Annotated in this window: 16 protein-coding genes; 10 read left to right on the forward strand and 6 right to left on the reverse strand. The window is 74.2% G+C overall.

Going from position 1 to position 20,890, the window contains the following annotated elements:
* Window positions 1-151: 151 nt before the first annotated feature.
* Complete coding sequence (locus MWU57_RS12305) at window positions 152-1,465, forward strand: UDP-glucose/GDP-mannose dehydrogenase family protein (protein WP_246909478.1); 1,314 nt, start codon at window positions 152-154, stop codon at window positions 1,463-1,465.
* Between the two features lie 4 nt (window positions 1,466-1,469).
* Here the strand turns inward: MWU57_RS12305 and MWU57_RS12310 are convergent, their stop codons facing one another.
* A complete protein-coding gene (locus MWU57_RS12310) occupies window positions 1,470-2,213 on the reverse strand; it encodes a TIGR03089 family protein (RefSeq protein WP_246909479.1) in 744 nt (247 codons plus the stop codon).
* A gap of 173 nt (window positions 2,214-2,386) precedes the next feature.
* Between MWU57_RS12310 and MWU57_RS18175 the strand changes: the two genes are divergently transcribed.
* The 3 genes from MWU57_RS18175 to MWU57_RS12325 are packed head-to-tail and all read left to right on the forward strand — an operon-like array spanning window position 2,387 to window position 7,674.
* Window positions 2,387-2,722 (forward strand): WhiB family transcriptional regulator, encoded by a 336-nt coding sequence (locus MWU57_RS18175; RefSeq protein WP_106267861.1) that lies wholly within the window; start codon window positions 2,387-2,389, stop codon window positions 2,720-2,722.
* 48 nt (window positions 2,723-2,770) lie between these two features.
* A complete protein-coding gene (locus MWU57_RS12320; RefSeq protein WP_246909480.1) occupies window positions 2,771-6,079 on the forward strand; it encodes a glycosyltransferase in 3,309 nt (1,102 codons plus the stop codon).
* Complete coding sequence (locus MWU57_RS12325) at window positions 6,076-7,674, forward strand: DUF5719 family protein (RefSeq protein WP_246909481.1); 1,599 nt, start codon at window positions 6,076-6,078, stop codon at window positions 7,672-7,674. The genes MWU57_RS12320 and MWU57_RS12325 overlap by 4 nt, the downstream gene beginning before the upstream one ends.
* A 34-nt stretch (window positions 7,675-7,708) precedes the next feature.
* Here MWU57_RS12325 and MWU57_RS12330 read toward each other — a convergent pair whose 3' ends face one another.
* A complete protein-coding gene (locus MWU57_RS12330) occupies window positions 7,709-8,164 on the reverse strand; it encodes a metallopeptidase family protein (RefSeq protein ID WP_106267776.1) in 456 nt (151 codons plus the stop codon).
* Window positions 8,165-8,324: 160 nt separating this feature from the next.
* Here MWU57_RS12330 and MWU57_RS12335 point away from each other — a divergent pair, with 160 nt between their 5' ends.
* Both MWU57_RS12335 and MWU57_RS12340 read left to right on the forward strand, forming a co-directional pair.
* Window positions 8,325-9,863, forward strand: coding sequence for a polysaccharide pyruvyl transferase family protein (locus tag MWU57_RS12335; RefSeq protein ID WP_281495654.1), 1,539 nt, complete (start codon window positions 8,325-8,327; stop codon window positions 9,861-9,863).
* Window positions 9,864-9,920: 57 nt separating this feature from the next.
* Window positions 9,921-10,292, forward strand: a complete 372-nt coding sequence (locus tag MWU57_RS12340) for a DUF3499 domain-containing protein (protein WP_246909485.1) — start codon at window positions 9,921-9,923, stop codon at window positions 10,290-10,292.
* 3 nt (window positions 10,293-10,295) lie between these two features.
* On the opposite strand, the gene manA is transcribed toward MWU57_RS12340, so the two are convergent.
* On the reverse strand, window positions 10,296-11,501 hold the full coding sequence (gene manA, locus MWU57_RS12345) for a mannose-6-phosphate isomerase, class I (protein WP_246909486.1): 1,206 nt from the start codon (window positions 11,499-11,501) through the stop codon (window positions 10,296-10,298).
* 94 nt (window positions 11,502-11,595) lie between these two features.
* Between manA and MWU57_RS12350 the strand changes: the two genes are divergently transcribed.
* Together MWU57_RS12350 and MWU57_RS12355 are read left to right on the forward strand one after the other, a co-directional pair.
* Complete coding sequence (locus tag MWU57_RS12350; protein WP_246909501.1) at window positions 11,596-13,044, forward strand: phosphomannomutase/phosphoglucomutase; 1,449 nt, start codon at window positions 11,596-11,598, stop codon at window positions 13,042-13,044.
* Window positions 13,041-13,241: a Trm112 family protein gene (locus MWU57_RS12355; protein ID WP_106267783.1), complete on the forward strand. Its 201-nt coding sequence runs from the start codon at window positions 13,041-13,043 to the stop codon at window positions 13,239-13,241. The genes MWU57_RS12350 and MWU57_RS12355 overlap by 4 nt, the downstream gene beginning before the upstream one ends.
* Before the next feature lie 16 nt (window positions 13,242-13,257).
* Here the strand turns inward: MWU57_RS12355 and MWU57_RS12360 are convergent, their stop codons facing one another.
* The 3 genes from MWU57_RS12360 to MWU57_RS12370 all read right to left on the reverse strand — a co-directional run bounded on the left by MWU57_RS12360 (window position 13,258) and on the right by MWU57_RS12370 (window position 17,088).
* Window positions 13,258-14,601, reverse strand: a complete 1,344-nt coding sequence (locus tag MWU57_RS12360; protein ID WP_246909487.1) for an alpha-2,8-polysialyltransferase family protein — start codon at window positions 14,599-14,601, stop codon at window positions 13,258-13,260.
* Window positions 14,598-15,686 carry a glycosyltransferase family 2 protein gene (locus MWU57_RS12365; RefSeq protein WP_246909488.1) on the reverse strand — a complete coding sequence of 363 codons (1,089 nt, stop codon included), beginning with the start codon at window positions 15,684-15,686 and terminating at the stop codon, window positions 14,598-14,600. The genes MWU57_RS12360 and MWU57_RS12365 overlap by 4 nt, the downstream gene beginning before the upstream one ends.
* Window positions 15,687-15,774: 88 nt before the next feature.
* Window positions 15,775-17,088 carry a SpoIID/LytB domain-containing protein gene (locus MWU57_RS12370; protein WP_246909489.1) on the reverse strand — a complete coding sequence of 438 codons (1,314 nt, stop codon included), beginning with the start codon at window positions 17,086-17,088 and terminating at the stop codon, window positions 15,775-15,777.
* A gap of 96 nt (window positions 17,089-17,184) precedes the next feature.
* Between MWU57_RS12370 and MWU57_RS12375 the strand changes: the two genes are divergently transcribed.
* Window positions 17,185-19,017: a glycosyltransferase gene (locus MWU57_RS12375; RefSeq protein WP_246909490.1), complete on the forward strand. Its 1,833-nt coding sequence runs from the start codon at window positions 17,185-17,187 to the stop codon at window positions 19,015-19,017.
* 10 nt (window positions 19,018-19,027) lie between these two features.
* Window positions 19,028-20,887, forward strand: coding sequence for a glycosyltransferase (locus MWU57_RS12380; RefSeq protein WP_106267863.1), 1,860 nt, complete (start codon window positions 19,028-19,030; stop codon window positions 20,885-20,887).
* The last annotated feature ends 3 nt before the right edge of the window (window positions 20,888-20,890 follow it).

Genomic DNA, 20,890 nt, shown 5'->3' on the forward strand with positions numbered 1-20,890 from the left:
CCAGCTGGTTGCGCAGGGCGACAAGGGGCAGGTCCGTCTCGGGCTCTATGTCGGACCGGCGTGGTTCGTTCCGGCCCTGTTCATCATGCCGCCACCGGCTCCACCCGCACCGCTCTCCCGTGAGCCACGTCACGTGCCTAGACTCGCGAGCATGCGGATCTCGGTGATCGGGCTGGGCTATCTCGGTGCCGTCCATGCGGCGGCGCTCGCCGCGTCGGGTCACGACGTCGTCGGCGTGGACGTCGATCCGGAGAAGGTCGGCGCCCTGGCGCTCGGCAAGGCCCCCTTCTTCGAACCCGGCTTCGACGGCCTCCTCGCCGACGTCATCCGGAGCGGCCGCCTGGAGGTGGGCACGGACGTGGGTGCGATCGCCGGCTGCGCGGTGCACTTCGTGTGTGTGGGCACCCCGCAGGCCGCCGGGTCGCCCGCCGCGGACCTGCGGTTCGTGGACGCAGCCGTGGACTCGTTGCTGCCGCACCTGGGCGCCGGTGACGTCGTGGTGGGCAAGTCGACCGTCCCGGTGGGAACGGCGGGGCGGCTCGCCGAGGTCGTCGCAGCCGCCGTGCCCGGCGCCGTGCTGGCGTGGAACCCGGAGTTCCTGCGCGAGGGGCACGCGGTGGACGACACGCTGCACCCGGACCGGATCGTGTACGGCGTGCCCGGGGGCGAGGCGGGGGAGCGGGCCACCCGTCTCCTCGACGAGGTGTACGAGGCGCCGCTCGCCGAGGGGATGCCGCGGATCGTGACGGACTACCCGACGGCGGAGCTGGTCAAGGTCGCGGCGAACTCGTTCCTGGCCACGAAGATCTCGTTCATCAACGCGATGGCCGAGCTGTGCGAGGTCGCTGGTGGCGACGTGACCCAGCTCGCGGACGCGATCGGGCACGACGCACGGATCGGGCGCCGGTTCCTCAACGCCGGTCTCGGGTTCGGCGGCGGTTGCCTGCCCAAGGACATCCGCGCGTTCACCGCCCGTGCCGAGGAGCTGGGTGCGGGTGAGGCGGTGGCGTTCCTCGGGGAGGTCGACCGCATCAACAACCGGCGGCGCTCCCGGATGGTCGAGCTGACCGCCGAGGTGCTCGGCGGGTCGGTCACCGGCCGCCGGGTGGCGGTGCTGGGCGCGGCGTTCAAGCCGGAGAGCGACGACGTCCGTGACTCGCCCGCCCTGGACGTCGCGACCCGGCTGGCCGAGGCGGGCGCCGACGTCGTGGTCACCGATCCGCAGGCGGTGCCCACCGCTCGTCGGCGTGCGCCGCAGCTGGCCTGCACCGAGGACCTCGACGAGGCGCTGCGCGGCGCCGACGTGGTCCTGCTGCTCACCGAGTGGCGCCAGTTCCGGGATCTCGACCCTGTGCGGACGGGGGAGCTCGTGGCCCACCGGACGGTGCTGGACGGCCGCCAGGCGCTGGACCGGGCTGTCTGGGAGGCGGCCGGCTGGCGTTACCGGGCGCTCGGCCGCGCCTGACTGATCACGCCCGGGTGATCTGCTCCGAGGCGACGAGCCGCTCGAGCCGGGCACCGTCCGCGGTCAGCTCACGGGCCGTGGCGGCCGAGGTGAGCACGACGGAACCGCCACGAGCCCACACGTCGACGGCCGCGCCGAGCACCGCGTGCACCGAGCCTGCACCCCGGACGAGCGTGCGCCCCGCGGCCTCGTCACCGGCACCGCTCGCCGCACCGCCGGCCGGTGCCCGTCCACCCGGCAGCGCGGCGAGCGGTGCCGGGCGACCGGCGGCGGGGTCGAACCCGATGGCGTCGCCGTAGGTCATGACCGCGGCGGCGGCGTCGATCGCCTCGGGCGGGAGCTCGCCGTCGAACCGGCGGGCCAGCGCCGGCAGCGCGACGGCGACGAGCTCGGCGGTCGACCCGTCCCAGTCCGCGGGCCGGGAGGTCACCACCACGTCGGCCCCGTCCGTCTCCGCGCCGTCCGTTTCGGGGTCGCGCAGCACCACCGTCGCACCGCACCGTGCGGCCGCCAGCGCCCAGACCGCCTGGCGCCAGCCGACGGGCAGGTCGACGACGACGTCGGTGCCCGGCCCGGCGTCGAACTCCTCGACGAGCAGGTTCACGGTCTTGGCGACCCAGTTGCCCAGGACCGACCCGGAGAGCTCGATGCGTTCTCCGCCGTCCCCGTACCAGGTCAGAGCAGGTCGACCGCCCGTGGCGACGAGGCGGTCGAGGAGGTCGGTGACGGTGCTCGGTGGGGTGCTCACGGCGTCAGCCTACGAGTCGGAAGGCCCCCGGATTCACCTCAAGGGCACCTCAGACAGTTGTGAACACGCCGTGCAGTTTGGCGACTTAGCACATTTCGGCTTGACGCCCTGGAAAGACACGCGTGTAATTCCAGGTATGCAGTTTCCGACAGAACGGCATGGAGGGGCACGCCATGTGGAACTTGCTCGACGGGGACGAGGTCTTCCCGTCTGACGTAATGAGCGAGCCGGACCGGGTCGCACCGGTCCTGCCGCTGTTCGGCCAGGACGTCGTCGAGGACGACGCGACCCTGCTGGGGTGGCAGGAACGAGCTCTGTGCGCCCAGACCGACCCGGAAGCATTTTTCCCTGAGAAGGGCGGGTCGACGCGCGAGGCCAAGAAGGTCTGCGCCTCCTGCGAGGTCCGGGCCGAGTGCCTGGACTATGCGCTCGAGAACGACGAGAGGTTCGGGATCTGGGGCGGGCTGTCGGAGAGGGAGCGTCGCAAGCTGAAGCGGCGCGCCGTCTGACGGATATCCCACGCGGTCCGCCCTGCGCGCCGCATCATGGCGGACAGGATGACTGCTCCGCACCTGACCCAGGTACCCACGCACGACGAGGACGCGCCGCACGGCACGGCCCTCGACCCGGCGACGTCCCAGGCCGGGTTCGGCCGGGTCGCGGTCACCGTCACGACGGTGGTCGTCACCCAGGGCCGGACCCCGTTCCTGCAGGCGACGCTCGACGCCGTCGCCGCGCAGGACCGCGCGCCGGAGGACGTCGTCGTCGTCGACGTCGACACGACCGAGTCCACGGCCGGTCACACCGACCTGCGCATGGGCGGGCGCCGGTTCGTCGGCGGCGCCGGCGCCCGGACGCTCGGTGAGGCGGTCGACCGCGCCCTCGCCGTGGCCGACCTCCCGCCCTCCACCTGGCTGTGGATCCTGCACGACGACTCGGTGCCCGCCCCCGACGCCCTCGGCCGCCTGCTGCGCGCGGTCGAGCACTCGGCCGCCGTCGCCGTCGCGGGGTGCAAGCAGCGCCGGTGGCAGGTCGACGACGACGGGCACGCACCCGCGCCGGACCCCGCGCGTCCCGGGCTGCTCGTCGAGGTCGGCTACACCGTCTCGCCCCTGGGGCGTCGCATGACGGGTGTCGACGACACGGAGATCGACCAGGGCCAGCACGACGCGCGCGAGGACGTCCTGGCCGTGGGGCTCGCCGGCGCGCTGGTGCGGCGCGGCGTGTGGACCGCCCTGGGCGGCACCGACCCCGAGCTCGGCCGGTTCGGCGACAGCCTCGATCTCTGCCGCCGTGCCCGCCTGGCCGGGCACCGCGTCGTGGTCGTGCCCGACGCCGTCGTCCACCATGCGCAGGCGTCCTTGCGTGGCTTGCGCGGCCTGCGCGGCCTGCGCGGCCACCGTGGGCCCGCAGGGTCCGGGGCGTCCGCTGCGTCCGCGTACGCGCGGCGACGCAGCCAGCTGTACGCGCGCCTGGTCGGTGTCCCGCTGCCGCTGCTGCCCGTCGCAGCCGTGGCGATGCTGGTCTGGGCGCCGTTCGCCGCCGCCTACCGACTCGCCCTCAAACGCCCCGCACAGGCCCGGGACGAGCTCCTCGCCCCGGTCGTCACCGTCCTGCGGGTGGTGCCCTGGGTCCGCGGACGACGACGTGCCGCACGGACGCGCACCCAGCCGCGCCGCGTCCTGCGCCCCCTCCAGGCGGGCTGGCGGCAGGTGGCCGCCGAGCGCCGCGACGCGCGTCTCGCCCGCGCCGAGGCCCAGCGCGTCGTCTGGCAGCCGAGCGACCTGGAGCGCACCGAGCTGCGCGGGCTGGCCCGCCGGCGTCGGACGGCGCTCGCGACGGTCCTCCTCGCCGCCGTCGCCGTGGCCGCCGCCGCGTTCGGCCCCTGGCAGGGTGTCCTGGCCGACGGCGGCCGCGTCGTCGGCGGCGCGCTGCTGCCGGCGCCGGCCGACCTCGGCACGGCGGCCGAGGCCGCCACCTCCGGCTGGGTGCGGGACGGTCTCGGGACCGGGGCCCCCGCCGACCCGCTGCTGCTCGTCCTCACGCTCCTGACCGCTGTCGCCGGCGGCAGCACCCAGGTCGCCGTCAACGCCCTGATCGTCGCGGCGCTGCCGCTCGCGGCGCTGGGCGGCTGGTTCGCGGCCGGGACGGTGACCCGTTCCGTGTGGGCGCGCGCAGCCGCCGCGCTGGTCTGGACCGCCGCCCCGGGGTTCCTGGAGAGCCTCGGTACCGGGCGGGTCGGGGCGCTGCTCGCGCACCTGACCCTGCCGTGGGTGGTCGTCGCGGTCGCCCGCGCCGTCGGCGCCCACGCCCGCGACACGGTCGGCCCGCCCTCCGGCCGGCGCGGCTCGCTCGGTGCCGCCGCTGCCGCCGGCCTCCTCCTCGCCGTCGCCGTCTGCGCGGCGCCTGTCCTGCTGCCGGTGGCGAGCGTCGCCGTCCTCGGCGCGATCGCGGTCACGTGGCGGCACTGGCGGCGCCTGCTCCTCGTGCTCCTGCCGGCCGTGGTCGTCCCGCTGCCCTTCTGGTGGCACGCCGTGGCGACCTGGTCGGACGGCGGGTGGCGGCCGCTCCTCGCGGAGCCCGGGGTACCGGTCCCGACCCCCTCGCCGCACGGGCTCATGCTGCTGCTCGGCCACCCGACGGCACCGACGCCGTGGCTGTCGGGACTCGTGCCGGCCGACGGCCCGCTGGCCCTCGTGCTGGCGGCCGGCCCGTGGCTCCTGGGCGCCGGGGTGCTCGTGCTCGCGGTCGTCGGCCTGCTCGCGCGCCGCCGGGTGGTGGCCTCCCGGCTGGGCGTCGCGCTCGCCGTGGTCGGACTCGTCGCGGCGCTCCTGGCGGCCGGGACGACGGTCGCCTCCGGTGAGACGCCCGGAGGGGCGGGTGCCGCCGTCCACGGCTGGCCCGGAGCGGGACTGTCCGTGCTGCTGCTCGGCCTCGGTCTCGCGGCGCTCGCGGCCACGCCCGCCCCGGGAGAGGGCCGTCCCCGGCGGATCGGGGTCGGCGCGCTCGCCGCCGTGGCGCTCGTCCTGCCGGTCGCCGGTCTGGCCGTGTGGTGGCAGGACGAGGCGCGGGGCGCCGCCGTGGCCGACCTGCAGGTCACCGCCGATCCCGTCGTCCCCGCCGTCGGGCAGCAGATGCAGGCCCCGCCGCGGGCCGCCCGGGTGCTGCAGCTCGACCGCGCCGACGGCATCGTCGACTACACGCTGCTGCACGCGGACGGCTCCAGCCTGCTCGACTCGTCCGTCGTCGTCCGGGCCCGGGACGCAGGGCTCGCACCCGGGCCGGCCCGCGACGACGTCGCCGGGCTGGACGAGCTCGTCGCGCAGGTGGCCGTCGGCCGCGCCCCCGACCTCGCGCCCCGGCTCGCCGCCCTGGGCGTCGGCGCCGTCCAGCTGCCGCCGGGCGGCGACCCCGAGCTCGTCACCACGCTCGACCTGGTCCCCGGGCTGGCCCGGGTGACGGAGGACGACGTGCTCCTGTGGCGGGTCGGGCCCGACGACGCGCCGCCACCGGGTTGGGCGTCGGTGCTCGACGCGTTGCCCGACGACGGCGCCACCGGGTCGCCGACCCGCACCCTCGCGGCGGACGGCACCGCGGTCGACGACCAGGTCGAGGAGGGCTCCGAGGACCGCGTCCTCGTGCTCGCGGAAACGGCGGGCTCGCCGTGGCGGGCCACCCTGGACGGCCGCCGGCTCACCGCGGTCGAGGTGGACGGTCGCCAGGCCTTCGAGCTGGGCGGTGACGCCGGGCACGTCGCCGTGGCCTACGAGGCGTCCTCCCGGCCGCCCTGGTTCGCCCTGGCCGGCCTGGTGCTCGTCTCCTACGTGCTCCTCGCGCTCCCCGTCGGCCGCCGGAGGCTCCGGTGACCCGGCTCGCGCGCGCAGGGCGCGCGACCGTGGCCGTGGTCTCGGGCCTCGCCGTCGTCGGGGTGCTCGGCGCGACCGCCGCCGTCGGTGACCAGTGGGTGGGCCGCTGGACCGGCGCGACGCAGGCCGCGCTGGACGCCGGCACGCGCGAGGTCCCCGTCGAGCCCGCCGAGCTGCCGGCGGTCTGTCCGCCGCCGGTCCGGCTCCCCGACGGTGCCGACGTCGGCGACGAGCAGTTCGACGCCGCGCCGGTACGCACCCGGACCACGCTGGGCGCGGCCGTCGCCGGTGCCACCGAGCTGCCGGGCCTGACCGCGCTCGACGGCTCAGGGGAGGAGTCCCTCACCGAGGGCACCGGTGCCGCGGTGGCGTCCGGACCGGTCGACGGGGTGCGGGTGCTGCGCGCCCAGCCGTCGGCGGTCGACCCGCTCCGGGCCTCTGCCGCCGTGGCCTCGCTGACGACGGCCGGGGACCTGCGCGGGCTCGCTGCCGCTTCCTGCGCGACGCCCAGCACCTCCCACTGGCTGGTGGGCGGCAGCAGCGAGGTCGGGGCCAGCGCGCTCCTCGCCGTGCAGAACCCCAGCCCCCGTCCGGCGTCGGTCGCGCTCGAGGTGTTCGGCCCGTCCGGGCGGGTCGCCGTGGGCGGGCAGTCGGCCTTCACCGTGGCACCGGGGGAGCAGGTCGTCACGCGCCTCGACTCCCTCGCCCCCGAGCAGCGGCGCCTCGCGGTGCACGTGCGGGCCACCGGTGCACGGGTGACGACGTCGCTGCAGAGCCAGGGCATCGACGGGCTGGTCCCGGCGGGGACGGACCTCGTCGAGGCAGGTGCCGCACCCACCACGACCCTGGCCGTCAGCGGGGTGCTGAGCCGCGGCGAGGCGACGGACGACGACCATGCCGCGACCATGTGGCTGCTGGCCCCCGACGAGCCCGGCACCGCCGACGTGCGCGTCTACGGCCCCGACGGACGGGTGACCCTGCGCGGTGCCGAGGAGGTTCCGCTGGCCGCCGGCGACGTCGTCGGCGTCCCGTTGGGCGGCCTCGAACCGGGTGCCTACACCGTCGTCGTGGACGCCGACGTCCCCGTGGTCGGGGCCGCGCGCTTCGCCGTGCCCGGCGCGCTGGGCGAGGACGCCGTCGTCGAGGGCACGCCGTTCGACGTGGCGTGGAGCGCGGGCCGGGCGGTCGGTGCACCGGACGAACCGGCGTCGGGACAGGTCGCGCTGCCCGGTGGCGCCGACGGCGCGACCCTCGTGCTCGCCGGTGTCCCGGCGGACCGCGGGGCCGACGACGCGCCGGACGGCGAGGTGGTCGCCACTGTCCGCGGCCTGGGCGAGGACGGCGCGGTCGCCGCCGAGCGGGAGGTCACGGTGCCGGTCGGCGGGACGGTCGAGCTCCCCGCCGCGGACGTCGGTGCCGTCACCGCGGTCACCGTGGACACCGAGGCGACCGGTGACGCGTCCCTGGCCTGGTCCGTCCGTCTCACGGCGGCGGACGCCGCGGACACGGCGGACGCGCTCGTCGCGACGCTCGACCCGACACCCACGGTGGTCGCCCCGGGCAGCGTCGCGGTGCGTCGCATCGACGCATGGTGACCGGGCCCTCGACCCGGTCGCGCGTCCGGCCGGTTCAGTGGCCCCCGAACCGGGGGTCGATCTCCTCCGGCGTCCGGGCCAGCAGGTGCGCCACCTGCTCCACGACCACCTCGTGCACCAGGACCGCGAGGTCCTCGCCGTCCAGGGCACGCGACTCGACCGGCCGCCGGTAGACGACGATCCGCGCCGGCTGGCCCGCCTCCGCGGGGAAGAGCCGGCCCAGCTGGACGCCGCCCGACTCCCACGGTGCCGGGTCCGACGGCGGCACGTCCTCCACGGCGAGCTCGGTGCCGCTCACGGCCGGCCACGACCGCTCCACCCGGGCGAGGGCGTCCAGCACCAGGTCGTCGAACCGCTCGGCGCGGGTCCGGGAGGCGGGGGCTCCCGGCGGGAGCAGCGGGCCGCGCAGGCCCCGGCCTCGACGGTCGCGACGGCGCTGCCCACGAGGGGCGGGGGAGTCGCGCGGAGGCGTCAGGTCGAAGCTGCTCACGGTCCGAGCGTATCCACGACCGGCGCGCTGCTCCTCGGCAACGGGCCCGGCAACCACTCCGCTCGGCATCCGTTCTTTCGCGGTTCATCGTCAGGTCGCCTGTCGGCCATCTGCAGCCGGGATCGTTCGACGGAGCATCGTCAACAGGATCGAGGAACTGATGCGGCTGGTACTCATCGGCGACATCGGGTGGAGCAGTCTGTACCACCTGGGCGACGAGGCGATGACTGACTATGCACTGGAAGCCCTCCGGGCGCGCGGGGTCGACGCTGTCACGGTCGTCGCCGGTGAACCCGAGGTGTCCTCGGCGTTCTACGGTGTCGAGGCAGTCCGCCGCATCGGCTTCCGCAACAGTCTGGACCGCAGCCACAACGCACGACGGCTCGCAGCGGTGCTCGACGTCGCACGCGGTCGGGGCTCGCTCAAGGCCGACGATCCGGCGCACGCCGTCGTCGACGCCGTCCGGGACGCCGATGCGGTCCTCGTGGCCGGCGGCGGGAACCTCAACTCCTTCTTCCCTCAGCACATCTATGAGCGGGCTGCGCTCACCGGCGTCGCCAGGGCCCTCGGCAAGCCGTACGCGCTGACCAGCCAGACCGTCGGACCGCTGGTGCGGGATGACGACCGCAAGGTCCTGGAGGAGATGCTCGGTGGTGCCGTGGCGGTAGGCGTCCGCGAGGAGGCCACCGAGCGGCTGGTCCTCGAGATGGGAGCCGATCCTGCGCGAGTCGCCCGCTCCATGGACGACGCCTACGGTCTCGTCGCGACGGACACGGAGCGCGTGGCGGTCGAGTCGTGGGCGACACGCCCGTACGTCGTCGCGAGCTTCGCCGAGAAGGCCTCGACGACCCTGATCTCCCAGGACGACTACCACGCGCTCGCTGCACGAACCCTGCGCGACCTGGGGGAGGAGCTCGACCTGGACGTCCTGCTCGTTCCCCATGCCGGCACGTTGGCGGACGGCGAGACGGCGCGCGACCAGGAGTCCAACGCGAAGATCGCGGCTCTCGCCGGCGGACGAGTCCGACCGACCGGCATGCCGACCGCCCGGCAGCTGACGGCGCTGACGGACGGGGCCGAGCTGGTCGTCGGGACGCGCTACCACCCGGCGATCTTCGCCGCTCGCTCTGGTGTCCCGGCCGTCTCGATCGCACCGAACATGTACTCGTCGGTGCGGATGCGCTACTCGGCCCGCAACGTGGGTACCGGAGACTACGTCGTGAGCCTCGACACATGGAAGAACGGGGGGCTGCAGCGCGCAGCAGGCGAGCTCCTGGAGAACCAGCAGGCTATGCGTCAGCACCTGGACGGCGTGCGCGCCGTCCGGGTCGTGGAGCACGAGCGCTGGTGGGACGCCCTCGTCTCGGCGCTCGGCTCGGGCAGCCCGGTGCCAGCAGACCTGGGGCTTCGCGACATCGAGATGTTCCGCTCGCCCGGGAGCTGGACGCCGGCGAACGTCGCGCTGCTCGAGGCCACCGAGCGCTTCGACGAGCTGCGCATGACGGAGAAGTGGCGTCGCGACGAGCTCGAGCAGCGTGTCACGCGGCTCCGGAGACAGCGGGCTGACCTGCGCCGCACGCTCGAGGCGGCCCGTGCCGCCCCCGCCCCGACGAGCGGCAGCGCGCGACCCGTGCGTAGCGTCCTCCGTCGCGTCCGGCGCGCTGTCGCCTCGCCCAGCAGTGCTCGTGCACCTCGCTGACGACCGCGACCGGCGCGCCTGGAGCGGGCGACGCTCCTGGCCACGTATTCTCCCCGCGTGAGATCGACCAGGCAGTGCTCGCGCACGGCATGCACGGAAGCTGCTGTGGCGACCCTCACCTACGTCTACGCGGACTCCACCGCGGTGCTCGGTCCCCTCGCGCAGCACGCCGAGCCCCACAGCTACGACCTGTGCTCCGTGCACGCCGGACGGCTCACCGCGCCCCGCGGCTGGGAGGTCGTCCGGCTGCAGCCCGAGTTCGCCGTCCCACCGCCGTCGAAGGACGACCTCTCGGCGCTCGCGGAGGCCGTGCGGGAGGCAGGGCGCGGGCGCCGGACCGATGCGGCGCCGTCGGGCGGCGAACCGGACAACGTCACCGAGACCGCCCGCCGGGGCCACCTGCGTGTGCTGCGCGCCGAGCCGGACTGAGGTTCAGGGCACCCACGCGCACACGACGTGACCCTCGCCGGAGACCCGCAGGGCGCCCGCGTCGTGCGGCACGAACACCGAGGAGCCCCGCGACAGGGGGGTCGGCCGCGGGACGGCGGCGGCGTGCAGCTCGACCTGGCCGGCCAGGCACAGCACGACGCGCGGTCCGGAGTCCGGCAGGTCGGCACCCGCGGTGACGCCGACGTCGGCGAGGGTGAGCGCGAACTCGGTCACCGGTGCGCGGTAGGTGTGCACGCCCTGCTGCGCGCCGGACGTGCTGCGCTCCGGGACCGCGGGTGGTCGCGGGACGAACGACGCGCACTCCAGCAGCGCCGCGGTGTCGATCCGCTTCGTGGTGAGCCCGGCGCGCAGCACGTTGTCGCTCGAGGCCATGACCTCGACCGCCAGGCCCGACAGGTACGCGTGCACCTCGCCCGGCGGCAGGAACAGGGCTTCGCCCGGGTCGAGCGTGACCCGGTTGAGCAGGAGCGAGGCCAGCGCACCGGGGTCGCCCGGATGCTGGTCGGCGAGCGCCAGGACCGTGGCGTCCGCCCGGGCCGACGGCGAGCCCGACCTCAGGCGGTGGCGCACCGCCTCGACGGTGGCAGCCACCGCGTCGGGGCACTCCTGCGAGGAGCGGGCGGCCAGGAGATGCGTGAAGGCCGTGCGCACGCCGGCAGGGGAGCGGTCTGCCTCCAGGGCCGCGCGCATCTGCGCGACCAGCGGGCCGTCGAGCCCTGCGAGCAGGTCCAGGACCGTGCGCGGCGTGCGGAACCCGGCGAGGCCGTCGAACTCGGTGAGCGCGACGACCATCTCGGGCTTGTGCTGGTCGTCGTGGAACGAGCGCTCCGGTGCACCCGGCGCGAGACCGAGCCGGTTCTCCCGGTTGTATCCGGCACGTGCCAGGTGCGGCCTGGGGTGTACCTGGAGGGACAGTGCGCGGTCCGCGGCGAGGACCTTGAGCAGGAAGGGCAGCCGCGGGCCGAACCGGTCGGAGACTCGCCGGCCGAGCATCGCGTCGGGCGCGGACCGGACGAGCTCGTCCAGCGGGACCCCGCCCGCACGGCTCGGCGCGCTGGGATGGGCGCCGAGCCAGAGCTCGGCCACGGGCCGGCCGTCGGCCGCCGTGCCGAGCAACGAGGGGATGCGGGTGGCCGAGCCCCAGTCGTAGCGCCGCAGCGGGTTGTCGAGCGGGTGCAGCGCGGTCACGGGCTCAGCCAACCACAGGAGCACGGCGTCGGAGGGGTGAAGCGTGCTCGACGCCGCCCCTCGACGGGCGGCATGACCACGGCTGCGCCGTAGGCTGTCCGGTGTGACCGATCTTTCGAGCATCATCAAGGCCTACGACGTGCGGGGCGTGGTCCCGCAGGAGCTCTCGCCGGCGGTGGCGCGGGCGATCGGTGAGGCGTTCGCGGCAGCGGTGGTGGTGCCCGAGGGCGGGTCGCGGGTGGTGGTGGGTCATGACATGCGTGACTCGGGTCCGGGTCTGGTCGAGGCGTTCGCCGAGGGTGTGACGTCGCGGGGCGTGGACGTGGTGCGGATCGGGCTGTGCTCGACCGACGGGCTGTACTTCGCGTCGGGGTCGTTGGACGCGGCGGGGGCGATGTTCACCGCGTCGCACAACCCGGCGCGGTACAACGGGATCAAGCTGTGCCGGCCCGGGGCACGTCCGGTCGGGCAGGACACGGGCCTGGCGCGGGTGCGTGAGCTGGCCGAGGGCCTCCTCGACGCCGGCGCTGCGGGTGACGGTGCCGGTCCGGTGGAGCCGGGCGCGGTGAGCGACGTCGATCTGCTGGGTGAGTACGCGGCGTTCCTGCGGTCCCTGGTGGACGTTTCGGGCGTGCGGCCGTTGAAGGTGGTGGTCGACGCCGGCAACGGCATGGCGGGCCTGACGGTCCCGGCGGTGCTGGGCACCGCGGCGGGGCTGGCCGAGCTGCCGCTGCAGATCGTGCCGTTGTACTTCGAGCTGGACGGCACGTTCCCGAACCACGAGGCGAACCCGCTCGAGCCGGCGAACCTGGTCGACCTGCAGGCCGCGGTCGTGGCGCACGAGGCCGACGTCGGGCTGGCGTTCGACGGGGACGCCGACCGCTGCTTCGTGGTCGACGAGCGAGGCGGCGCGGTCTCGCCGTCGGCGGTCACGGCCCTGGTCGGGATGCGCGAGATCGCCCGCGAGCAGGCCGCGGGACGCACCGCGACGATCATCCACAACCTCATCACCTCCCGGGCCGTGCCGGACCTGCTCGGCGCCACCGACGCGCACCTGGTGCGCACCAGGGTGGGGCACTCGTTCATCAAGACCGAGATGGCCACCCACGACGCCGTGTTCGGCGGTGAGCACTCCGCGCACTACTACTTCCGCGACTTCTGGTTCGCCGACACCGGCATGCTCGCCGCCCTGCACGTCCTGGCCGCCCTCGGCGATCAGCCCCACCCGCTGTCCGCGCTGGCCGAGATGTACACCCCCTACAGCGCCTCGGGAGAGATCAACTCCACCGTCACCGACGCCGCGACGGTGGTCGAGCGTGTCCGCGAGGCCTACACCCGCGCCTACCCCGACGCGGTCGTGGACACCCTGGACGGGATGACCATCTCCCACTGGGACGGCCAGCACCCCCAGTGGTGGTTCAACCTGCGCGCCTCCAACACCGAGCCCCTGCTCCGCCTCAACGTGGAGGCAGCCGACGACGACATCATGACCAAGCTGCGCGACGACGTCCTGTCGCTCGTGCGGGAGGAGAAGGACGCATGAGCGAGACCGACACGCCGTGGATGGACCCGTGGGTGCGCTCGGTGCTGCGCTGCCCGGTGACGGGCGCGGAACTCGTCGACGCGTTCGGCGCCGACGGCGAACCCGAGCTGCACTCCACCGACACCGAGCGTCCGCTCGCCTACCCGGTCCGGGCCGGGATCCCGGTGCTGCTGGAGACCGAGGCGCGGGCGCTCTGAGGCGCCGACCCGCACCTCAGCGCGGCAGGAGCCGGCGACGCATCCGGGAGAGCAGCGGGTGCCGACGACTGGCCGGAGGGGCAGACGGTGCCGCGTCGGGCACCGGCTTGGGGCCGGGGAGGCCGAGGTCCCGCAGCCGGTACATGCGGTGATACCGCCGCAGGTCTCGCCGTGACATGAGGGAGAGGGTGTCGACGACCTCGGCGCGCAGGTGATGCAACGACTCGGGCTGCATGGCGTAGGCGACCGAGTCGACGAGCCGCTGCAGCTCGTGCGGGTCCTGCACCGGCTCGTCCCTGCTGAGCAGGGCGTCGACGATCGCGAGCGGGACGCGGTTGCTGTTCTGCATGGGCGCGAGGCGCTTGAGGACGGAGGCGGTCCCGACGGCGAGCACGGGGATCTGGTAGATCGTGCGCGCTGTGATGAGTGCCGTGGAGAAGCAGCCCACCACCAGGGCTGGGTTCAACCCGGCGATCAGGACCTCGGCCGGGCGGTCGTCGTCGAGGACCTGGAGACTGGCGCCCACGTCTCGTGCCGCGGTGGCCATCGTCTCGACCACCACGGGCGGCGCTGACGGATGAGGTTTGAAGACGACGTGCCTGACACCGCGCTCGGCGGCCCGACGCACCATCGCGGCGTGGAGCTCACCTTCCTCGGTACGGGTCATCAGCCCGATCGCGGACAGGTACTGCCCCAGCACCAGTGCCGTGGGAGCTCCCTCGTCGCCGTCGGCGCGCGGACCCGCGACGTCGGTCGTGGAGCCCCCTGAGACGTCCTCGAAGACGGCTCGCACCGCCGCGGCCGGCACGGGTGTGCTGCGGACGCCGTGCTCGGCGAGCAGCCGCGGGACCAGACCAGGGACGAGGTCGATGTGGACCATGCGGTCGATCCGCCGTGCGATGCGCCAGGGGACGGGGTCTCGCGTGGGGCCATAGCTCATCAGCCCTTCGGAGTGGACCACGATGCTCGCGCTGTCGAAGACTCGCGCCAGGGCCTTCGCCGGGTTGACGGCGATGGACTCCAGGACCAGCTCGATCCGGTCGTCGCCAAGTCCCCAGTAGGCGCGGAACAGCCGTTCGAGCGCGGGGAGGTCCTGGTCGCGCGGCGACCACTGCGACGGGTGGGTGGGCGCCACGACGTCCGACAACGTCAGGACACCGTCGAAACGGCGTGCCACGGCCTCCGCCCCGGCGATCTCGTGGGGTGCACTGACGAGCTCGGGTGCCACCGCGTTGTTGACGGTGAGCCAGTACCGGCGCTGTGGCGAGCCGAGCAGACCCGAGTCGACGGCGGCAGCGGCACCGACGGCGGAGAACAGCGTCGATGCGACGACGATCTGTGTGACCGCTCGTGCGCTCATCGGGACGCACCCCCTGCGCCGGCGAGGACCTGGTCCGCGGCCGGGAGCACGTGAGAGAGGACGGCCGCACGTTCCTCGGTGAGTCCCGACATCTGTTCGTGGACGAGATCGGGGGGCAGCGTCGACAACAGGCGCGACGACGCCGCGTGGAGCTCGGGCTCGAGCTCCAGCGCCGTCTCGGCTGTCCGGGCCTGTTCCGCTCGCTCTGCCGGGGGGACCTGCTCGGTCTGACCTGTCAGCTCGGGCGCCTGCACGGCCTGGTGGACTCGCACGAGGTGGTGAGCCGTGATGGACATGACCGTGCGGACGTACTTGGGGAGGAAGGTCGCGCACTGCGCATGGCCGGCCAGCACGTCGCCGACGCGTTCGAAGGCACGGACGAAGTCGAGCTGTCGGCGGTCGAAGACCTGGGTCAAGGAACCTGCGACTCCTCGGCGATAGCAGAGAGTCGGTGCGTCGACGACGCCGTACGACGGACCGTTGAGGTGGAGGTTCCAGATCCACGGGCGGTCCTCGGCCGTGTGGAGCCCGTCGTCGAAGGCGAGGAGGCCGTCCTCGGCCAACGAGGTGTCGAAGACGCCTGCCCAGGCGTACGGGTAGTCCACCATGGTCGCGACCTCGGGCGGCAGGATCGAGTCGGTCGGCTTCAGCGGTCTGTCTCGCAACGGTTCGCATGCGCGGACGAGTCGGCGATCGCGCCCCGCCACCGTGGTGTGGTCGGTGCGCACCCAGGCGCACCCCAGCGACTCGGCGGCCCGGACCATCGCGGGCAGTCTTCCCGGCGCCATCCAGTCGTCGGCGTCGAGATACGCGAGCCAACGTCCCTGACAGGCCCGGAGGCCCTGGTTGCGTGCGCTGGCGAGGCCGACGGGAGAGGAGTTCTCGATGAGCTCGAGGCCTGGCAACCGCTCCCTGAAACGCCGGGCGACCGTGGCGGTATCGTCGACCGAGCCGTCGTCGATGACGACCACCTGGATCTCACGGGCGTCGTCGACCTGCCGGGTCAGGCTCGTCAGAGCGTCGGCGAGGTAGTTGCCGGCGTCCTTGGCGGGCACCACGACGGAATAGCGCGGTCGGCGTGTCATGGAGCGCAACACTAGGAGGCGGGTGGTGCTCCGCACCGACCGTGGCGTGACCGAGGGATGAACGATGCGTGAACCCCCGGCCCGGACGTCACTCTGCCCGGATCCTCGTGATCCACGACGCCGGCATGCTGCCCCGGGTCGTGGCGCGGCCCACCCACGCGCGCATCTGGTCGGCCTTGCCGCTCAGGGTCGCCGTGCGCCCGTTCGGCTGCGTCGCCGTGAGGGTGCGCACCTGACCGCTGGACCACGTGCGGGTCACCTTGATGGAGGCGACGTTCCCGAGCCCGAAGAGGTCCCGCGCCTGCTGCTGCGTCATGGTCCGCGTCCACGAGGCGTAGGAGTTCCCCGGTGCCCGCAGGCTGTAAGGGTCGTCGACGCTGCGCTCGTAGGACAGCCGCGAGGACCACACGTCCTCGGAGTTCGCGGTGCGCCCGCCGCTGGAGGAGAAGTAGTGAGCCGTCACGGGGCGGCCGCCGACCTGCAGCACCCGCGCCCGGGTCTTGCCCTGGGTCGTCTTGTCGACCGCCTTGGTCCAGACGGCTCCGTAGCGGCCGCCCGAGCCCTCGTTCTCCTTCTTCCAGCCGGTGAAGTGCTGGTCGCGGACGTCGTCGACGATGTGGCAGCGGCAGTCCGGCTTGCCGTCGTGCTTGGCGATCGCGTACGACCGAGCGGTCATCGCCTGGGCGCGGAGCGCGCGGCTGCCGCCGTTGAGGCCCCACGAGGACGGCATCTCGGCGATGCCGTACAGGTACTCGGTGTTGAGCAGCAGGTCGTTGGTGATGTTGGGCGTCATGTCCCGGTTGACGATGGTCAGCCGTCCGTGCCGGTAGGCGCCGTGCGCGCCGTCGATCGTGGCGACGGCCTCCTTGCCGTTCGGGCGCCAGTAGTTGGTCCCCGACCACTGGATGCGCATCATGTCGCCCTTGTAGACCTTGCCGTTCACCTTGACGCGCACCGGGCCGCGGTCGCCGATCCGGACCTTCATGGTGACCTTGCTGCTGCCCTGGGCGACGGTGCCCTTGCCCGGCTTGTTGACGCGCCAGTCGCCACCCGAGACCGTGACCCAGGTCGTGCGCCCGGAGTCGCCATAGCCGGAGAAGCTGTACGGGTCGGGGCCGTAGACCTGCACCCGGATGCGCTTCGGCGTCGTGGTGTAGGGCGCCTTCGCCCCGGTGTAGTAGTGCTGCAGGATCTTGATGCCGCCGAACCCCTGCCGGGCCAGCTCGTACGCGCCGTACTGGCTCATACCGACGCCGTGCCCGTAGCCCGACCCGGAGATGGTGAACTTCTCGGGCAGGTCGGCGGCCGACGCCGGTGCGCTCGCGGCGAGCCCTCCCGCGGCGGCGACGACCAGTGCGGCCAGCACGGAGACGGCCCGGTGGTACCAGTGACGCTGTTGCATGATCAAACCCCCTCGGCCACTGTGCATCAGGCGTCGGCCGGCGGCATCTCGAACGGGTGCGCCGGGGCGCAGGGGAGTGCCACTAGGCTCGCCGTCGTGCATCGTGCCCACCGCCTGATCCTCTCCGACCTCCCCGCGCGCCGACCGCTGGTCGTCGAGGACGGCCCGGGCGTGCTCGACGGCGGCGCGCTGAACCTGGCCCCCGGCACCACCCAGGGCCTGGGCACCTACCTCAACGGGTTCCCGGCGTCGTACTGGGCCCGGTGGACCGGGGCGACGCGGGCCCGGCTCACCCTGGACGCGTCCGGCGCGGGCACGGTCCGGTTGCTGCGGTCCGACGCCGAGGGCCGCGTGACCGAGGTCGCCTCCGGGTCGCCCGACGAACCGCTGGAGGCGGACCTGTCGCCGGACGGCGGCTGGTTGTGGTGCGAGGTGAGCGCCGCGGCGGCCGACGGTCCCGGCGGATCGGGCGGTGTCGTCGTCGCCGGCGGGGAGTGGTCCGTCGACGTGCCGCCCCGGCGCGACGGTGAGGTGCTCCTGTCGATCACCACGATGGACAAGCCCGAGTACTGCGTCGCCACCCTGGCGACACTGGCCGGCTCGTCGGAACTGGCGGCGGCCGACGTCCGCGTCCAGGTCGTGGACCAGGGCACGCGCAAGGTCGCCGAGCATCCGGGGTTCGCGGACGTCGCCGCAGCGCTGGGGGACCGGCTGAGGATCGTCGACCAGCCGAACCTCGGCGGCTCGGGGGGCTTCTCCCGCGGGATGCTCGAGACGCTCGATGCGGGTGCCGACGCGGTGCTGATCTGCGACGACGACGTCGAGGTCGACCCCGAGGCGCTGCTCCGGGCCGTGCGGTTCCACCGGTCGGCGACCACCCCGGTGATCGTGGGCGGGCACATGCTCGACCTGGCGCGCCCCACGGTGCTCAACTCGTTCAGCGAGGTGATCCACCGCCGCACCTTCAACTGGGGCCCGCCCGTCCTGGACCGCCAGTGGCACGACCTCGCCGGCGGTCTGCGCGCGACACCGTGGCTCCACGCGCGCGCCGAGTCGGACTTCAACGGGTGGTGGATGTGCCTCATCCCGGCTGCCGCCCTGCGCGAGGTCGGTCTCAGCATGCCGCTGTTCCTCAAGTGGGACGATGCCGAGTTCTCCCTGCGCGCGGGCGAGGCGGGTTTCCCGACGGTCTCCCTGCCGGGCGCCTGCCTGTGGCACATGGCCTGGACCGAGAAGGACGACTCCGTCGAGTGGCAGGCCTACCTGCACGTGCGCAACCGCGTGATCACCGCGCTGCTGCACGCACGAGGGGCCGGGCTGCTGCCTGCGGCGCTGCTCGCGACCGACCTCAAGCTGTTGCTGGCCATGCGCTACTACCCGGTGGACCTGCACGTGCGTGCGCTGCGGGAGGTCCTCGCCGGGCCGGGGCGCCTGCACCCGGAGCTCGGCTCCGTCGTCGGGCGGGTGCGCGCCGTCGGCGCTGAGCACCCCGAGACCGTCCGGCACCGGCCGGGCGACGCGGCGTTCGACGCGGTCGCGGGGACGACGGCGGCAGCCCGGCCCGGGGCCCGGCCCTCCGGTGCGGTGGGGCTCGCCGCGTTCGTGGCGCGCGGCCTGCTCCGGACCCTGCGACCGGTGCCGGCCGCTGCCCGCCGGGAGCCCGCCGCGGCACTGGCGCGCACCGACGCCGGGTGGTGGCAGGTGCCCGCGTACGACTCGGTGCTGGTGCTCGACGCCGACGCCACCAGCGGTGTGTGGCTGCGCCGCGACCGCCGCAGGTTCTGGCGCCTGGCGGGTGCCGCCCTCGTCGGCCACGCCCGCCTCACGTGGAGGTGGCGCTCGCTCGCTCGCACGTGGCGCGCGGCCGCCCCCGACCTGGTCTCGACCGAGACCTGGCGGGCGGACTTCGCACCTGGTCACGCCGACTAGGATGTTCCGGATGTCCGTCCCCGTAGTCGTCGCCGTCGTCGTGTCGTACAACCGAGCCGAGCTGCTCGGTGCCGCGCTCGACGCCCTCGGCGACCAGAGCCGCCCCGTGGACCGCGTCGTCGTCGTGGACAACGCCTCGACCGACGACGCGCTCGCCGTCGCGCGACAGCACCCCACCGCGCCGCACGTCGTCGCGCTGGCTCGCAACACCGGGGGAGCGGGCGGGTTCGCCGTCGGCATCGCGACCGCGGTCGCCGAGCTGGGCGCCGACCTCGTGTGGGTCATGGACGACGACACGATCCCGACGCCGACGGCGCTGTCCGCACTGCTCGCGGCCCGCGACGCCTACGACGGCGAGGTCGCGGCACTCTGCAGCCGGGTGGTGTGGACGGACGGCTCCGACCACCCGATGAACACGCCGCGCCGCCGCCCCGGAGCGAGCACCGCCGAGGTCGAGCGGGCGCAGGAGGCCGGCGCGATCCCGGTCCGGTCCATGTCATTCGTGTCGATGATGATCGACGCCGCGGCCGTGCAGCGCTCGGGGCTGCCCGTGACCGACTACTTCATCTGGAACGACGACTTCGAGTACGCGACGCGCCTGCTGCGGCACCGCGTCGGGCTGTCCGTGCCCGGCAGCGTCGTGGAGCACCGCACCAAGAAGCTCGGCGCGACGGACGCCGACCCCGGCCCGCGCTTCTACTACGAGGTGCGCAACAAGATCTGGATGTTCTCGCGGTCCGACGCGCTGTCCTTCCGCGAGCGCGTGCTGTACGGCGGCTCGACGGTGCGGCGCTGGCTGCGCACGTTCGTCCGCTCCAGCGACCGGCGCACCCTCGCCGGAGCCGGGTGGCGGGGGTTCTGGCACGGGATCACCCGGGGACCGCGCCCCGACACCGAGGTGCTCTCCGGCGTCGGGCACGCGGCCCTCACCGTCGCGCGGCTCGAGGCGGGCGCGTCGTTGCCCGCCCCCGTGCACGTCAACCGCACCGCCGCGTCGACGGGCAGCTTCGGGACCGGCGAACCGCTCGACGGCCAACGCTTCTCCGTGCTGCTGCCCGTGTACCGGGGCGACGACGCCGCGCACCTCGAGCGCGGGTTCCGGTCCGCGACCGTCGACCAGACGCTGCGGCCCGACGAGGTCGTCGTCGTCCGGGACGGGCCGGTCGGTGCGGAGATCGCGGCCGTGCTCGAACGGCTCCCCGAGCTGACCGACGTCCCCGTCACCGTCGTCCCCCTGCCGCACAACCTCGGCCTGGCGCGGGCGCTGGAGGAGGGGCTCGCCGTCTGCCGCCACGAGATCGTGGCGCGCGCCGACGCCGACGACATCTCGCTGCCGGAGCGGTTCGCCGTGCAGGTGCCGCTCGTGGCCAAGGGCTACGACATCGTCGGCTCGGCCATCTGGGAGTTCGAGGACGACGAGGACGAGCGCGGCATGGTCCGGGTCCCGCCCACCGGCGAGGGCATCGCCGCGGCCGCCCGGTTCCGCGACCCGTTCAACCACCCGTCCGTCGTCTACCGCAAGTCCGCCGTGGCCGCCGTCGGGGGCTACCAGCACCTGGACCTCATGGAGGACTACCTGCTGTTCGCGCGGATGCTCGCCGCCGGCGCGCACGCCCAGAACATCACCGACCCGCTCGTGCTCTACCGCGTGGGGGCCGGCGCCTACGCCCGTCGTGGCGGGCGCCGCCTGCTCGCCTCCGAGCTGGCGCTGCAGCGGACCCTGCACGAGGAGGGGTTCGTGTCGACGCCGCAGATGGTGCGCAACGTCGTCGTGCGGGCGGGCTACCGGCTCGTCCCGGAGCGGGTGCGCCAGGCCGGCTACCGCCGCTACACCCGCAGCCGCGGCGGCTACGTCCCCGACGACCTCTAGCAC

It is taken from the genome of Isoptericola sp. S6320L (genome assembly GCF_023015685.1).
GTDB classification, from domain to species: domain Bacteria; phylum Actinomycetota; class Actinomycetes; order Actinomycetales; family Cellulomonadaceae; genus Isoptericola; species Isoptericola halotolerans_A.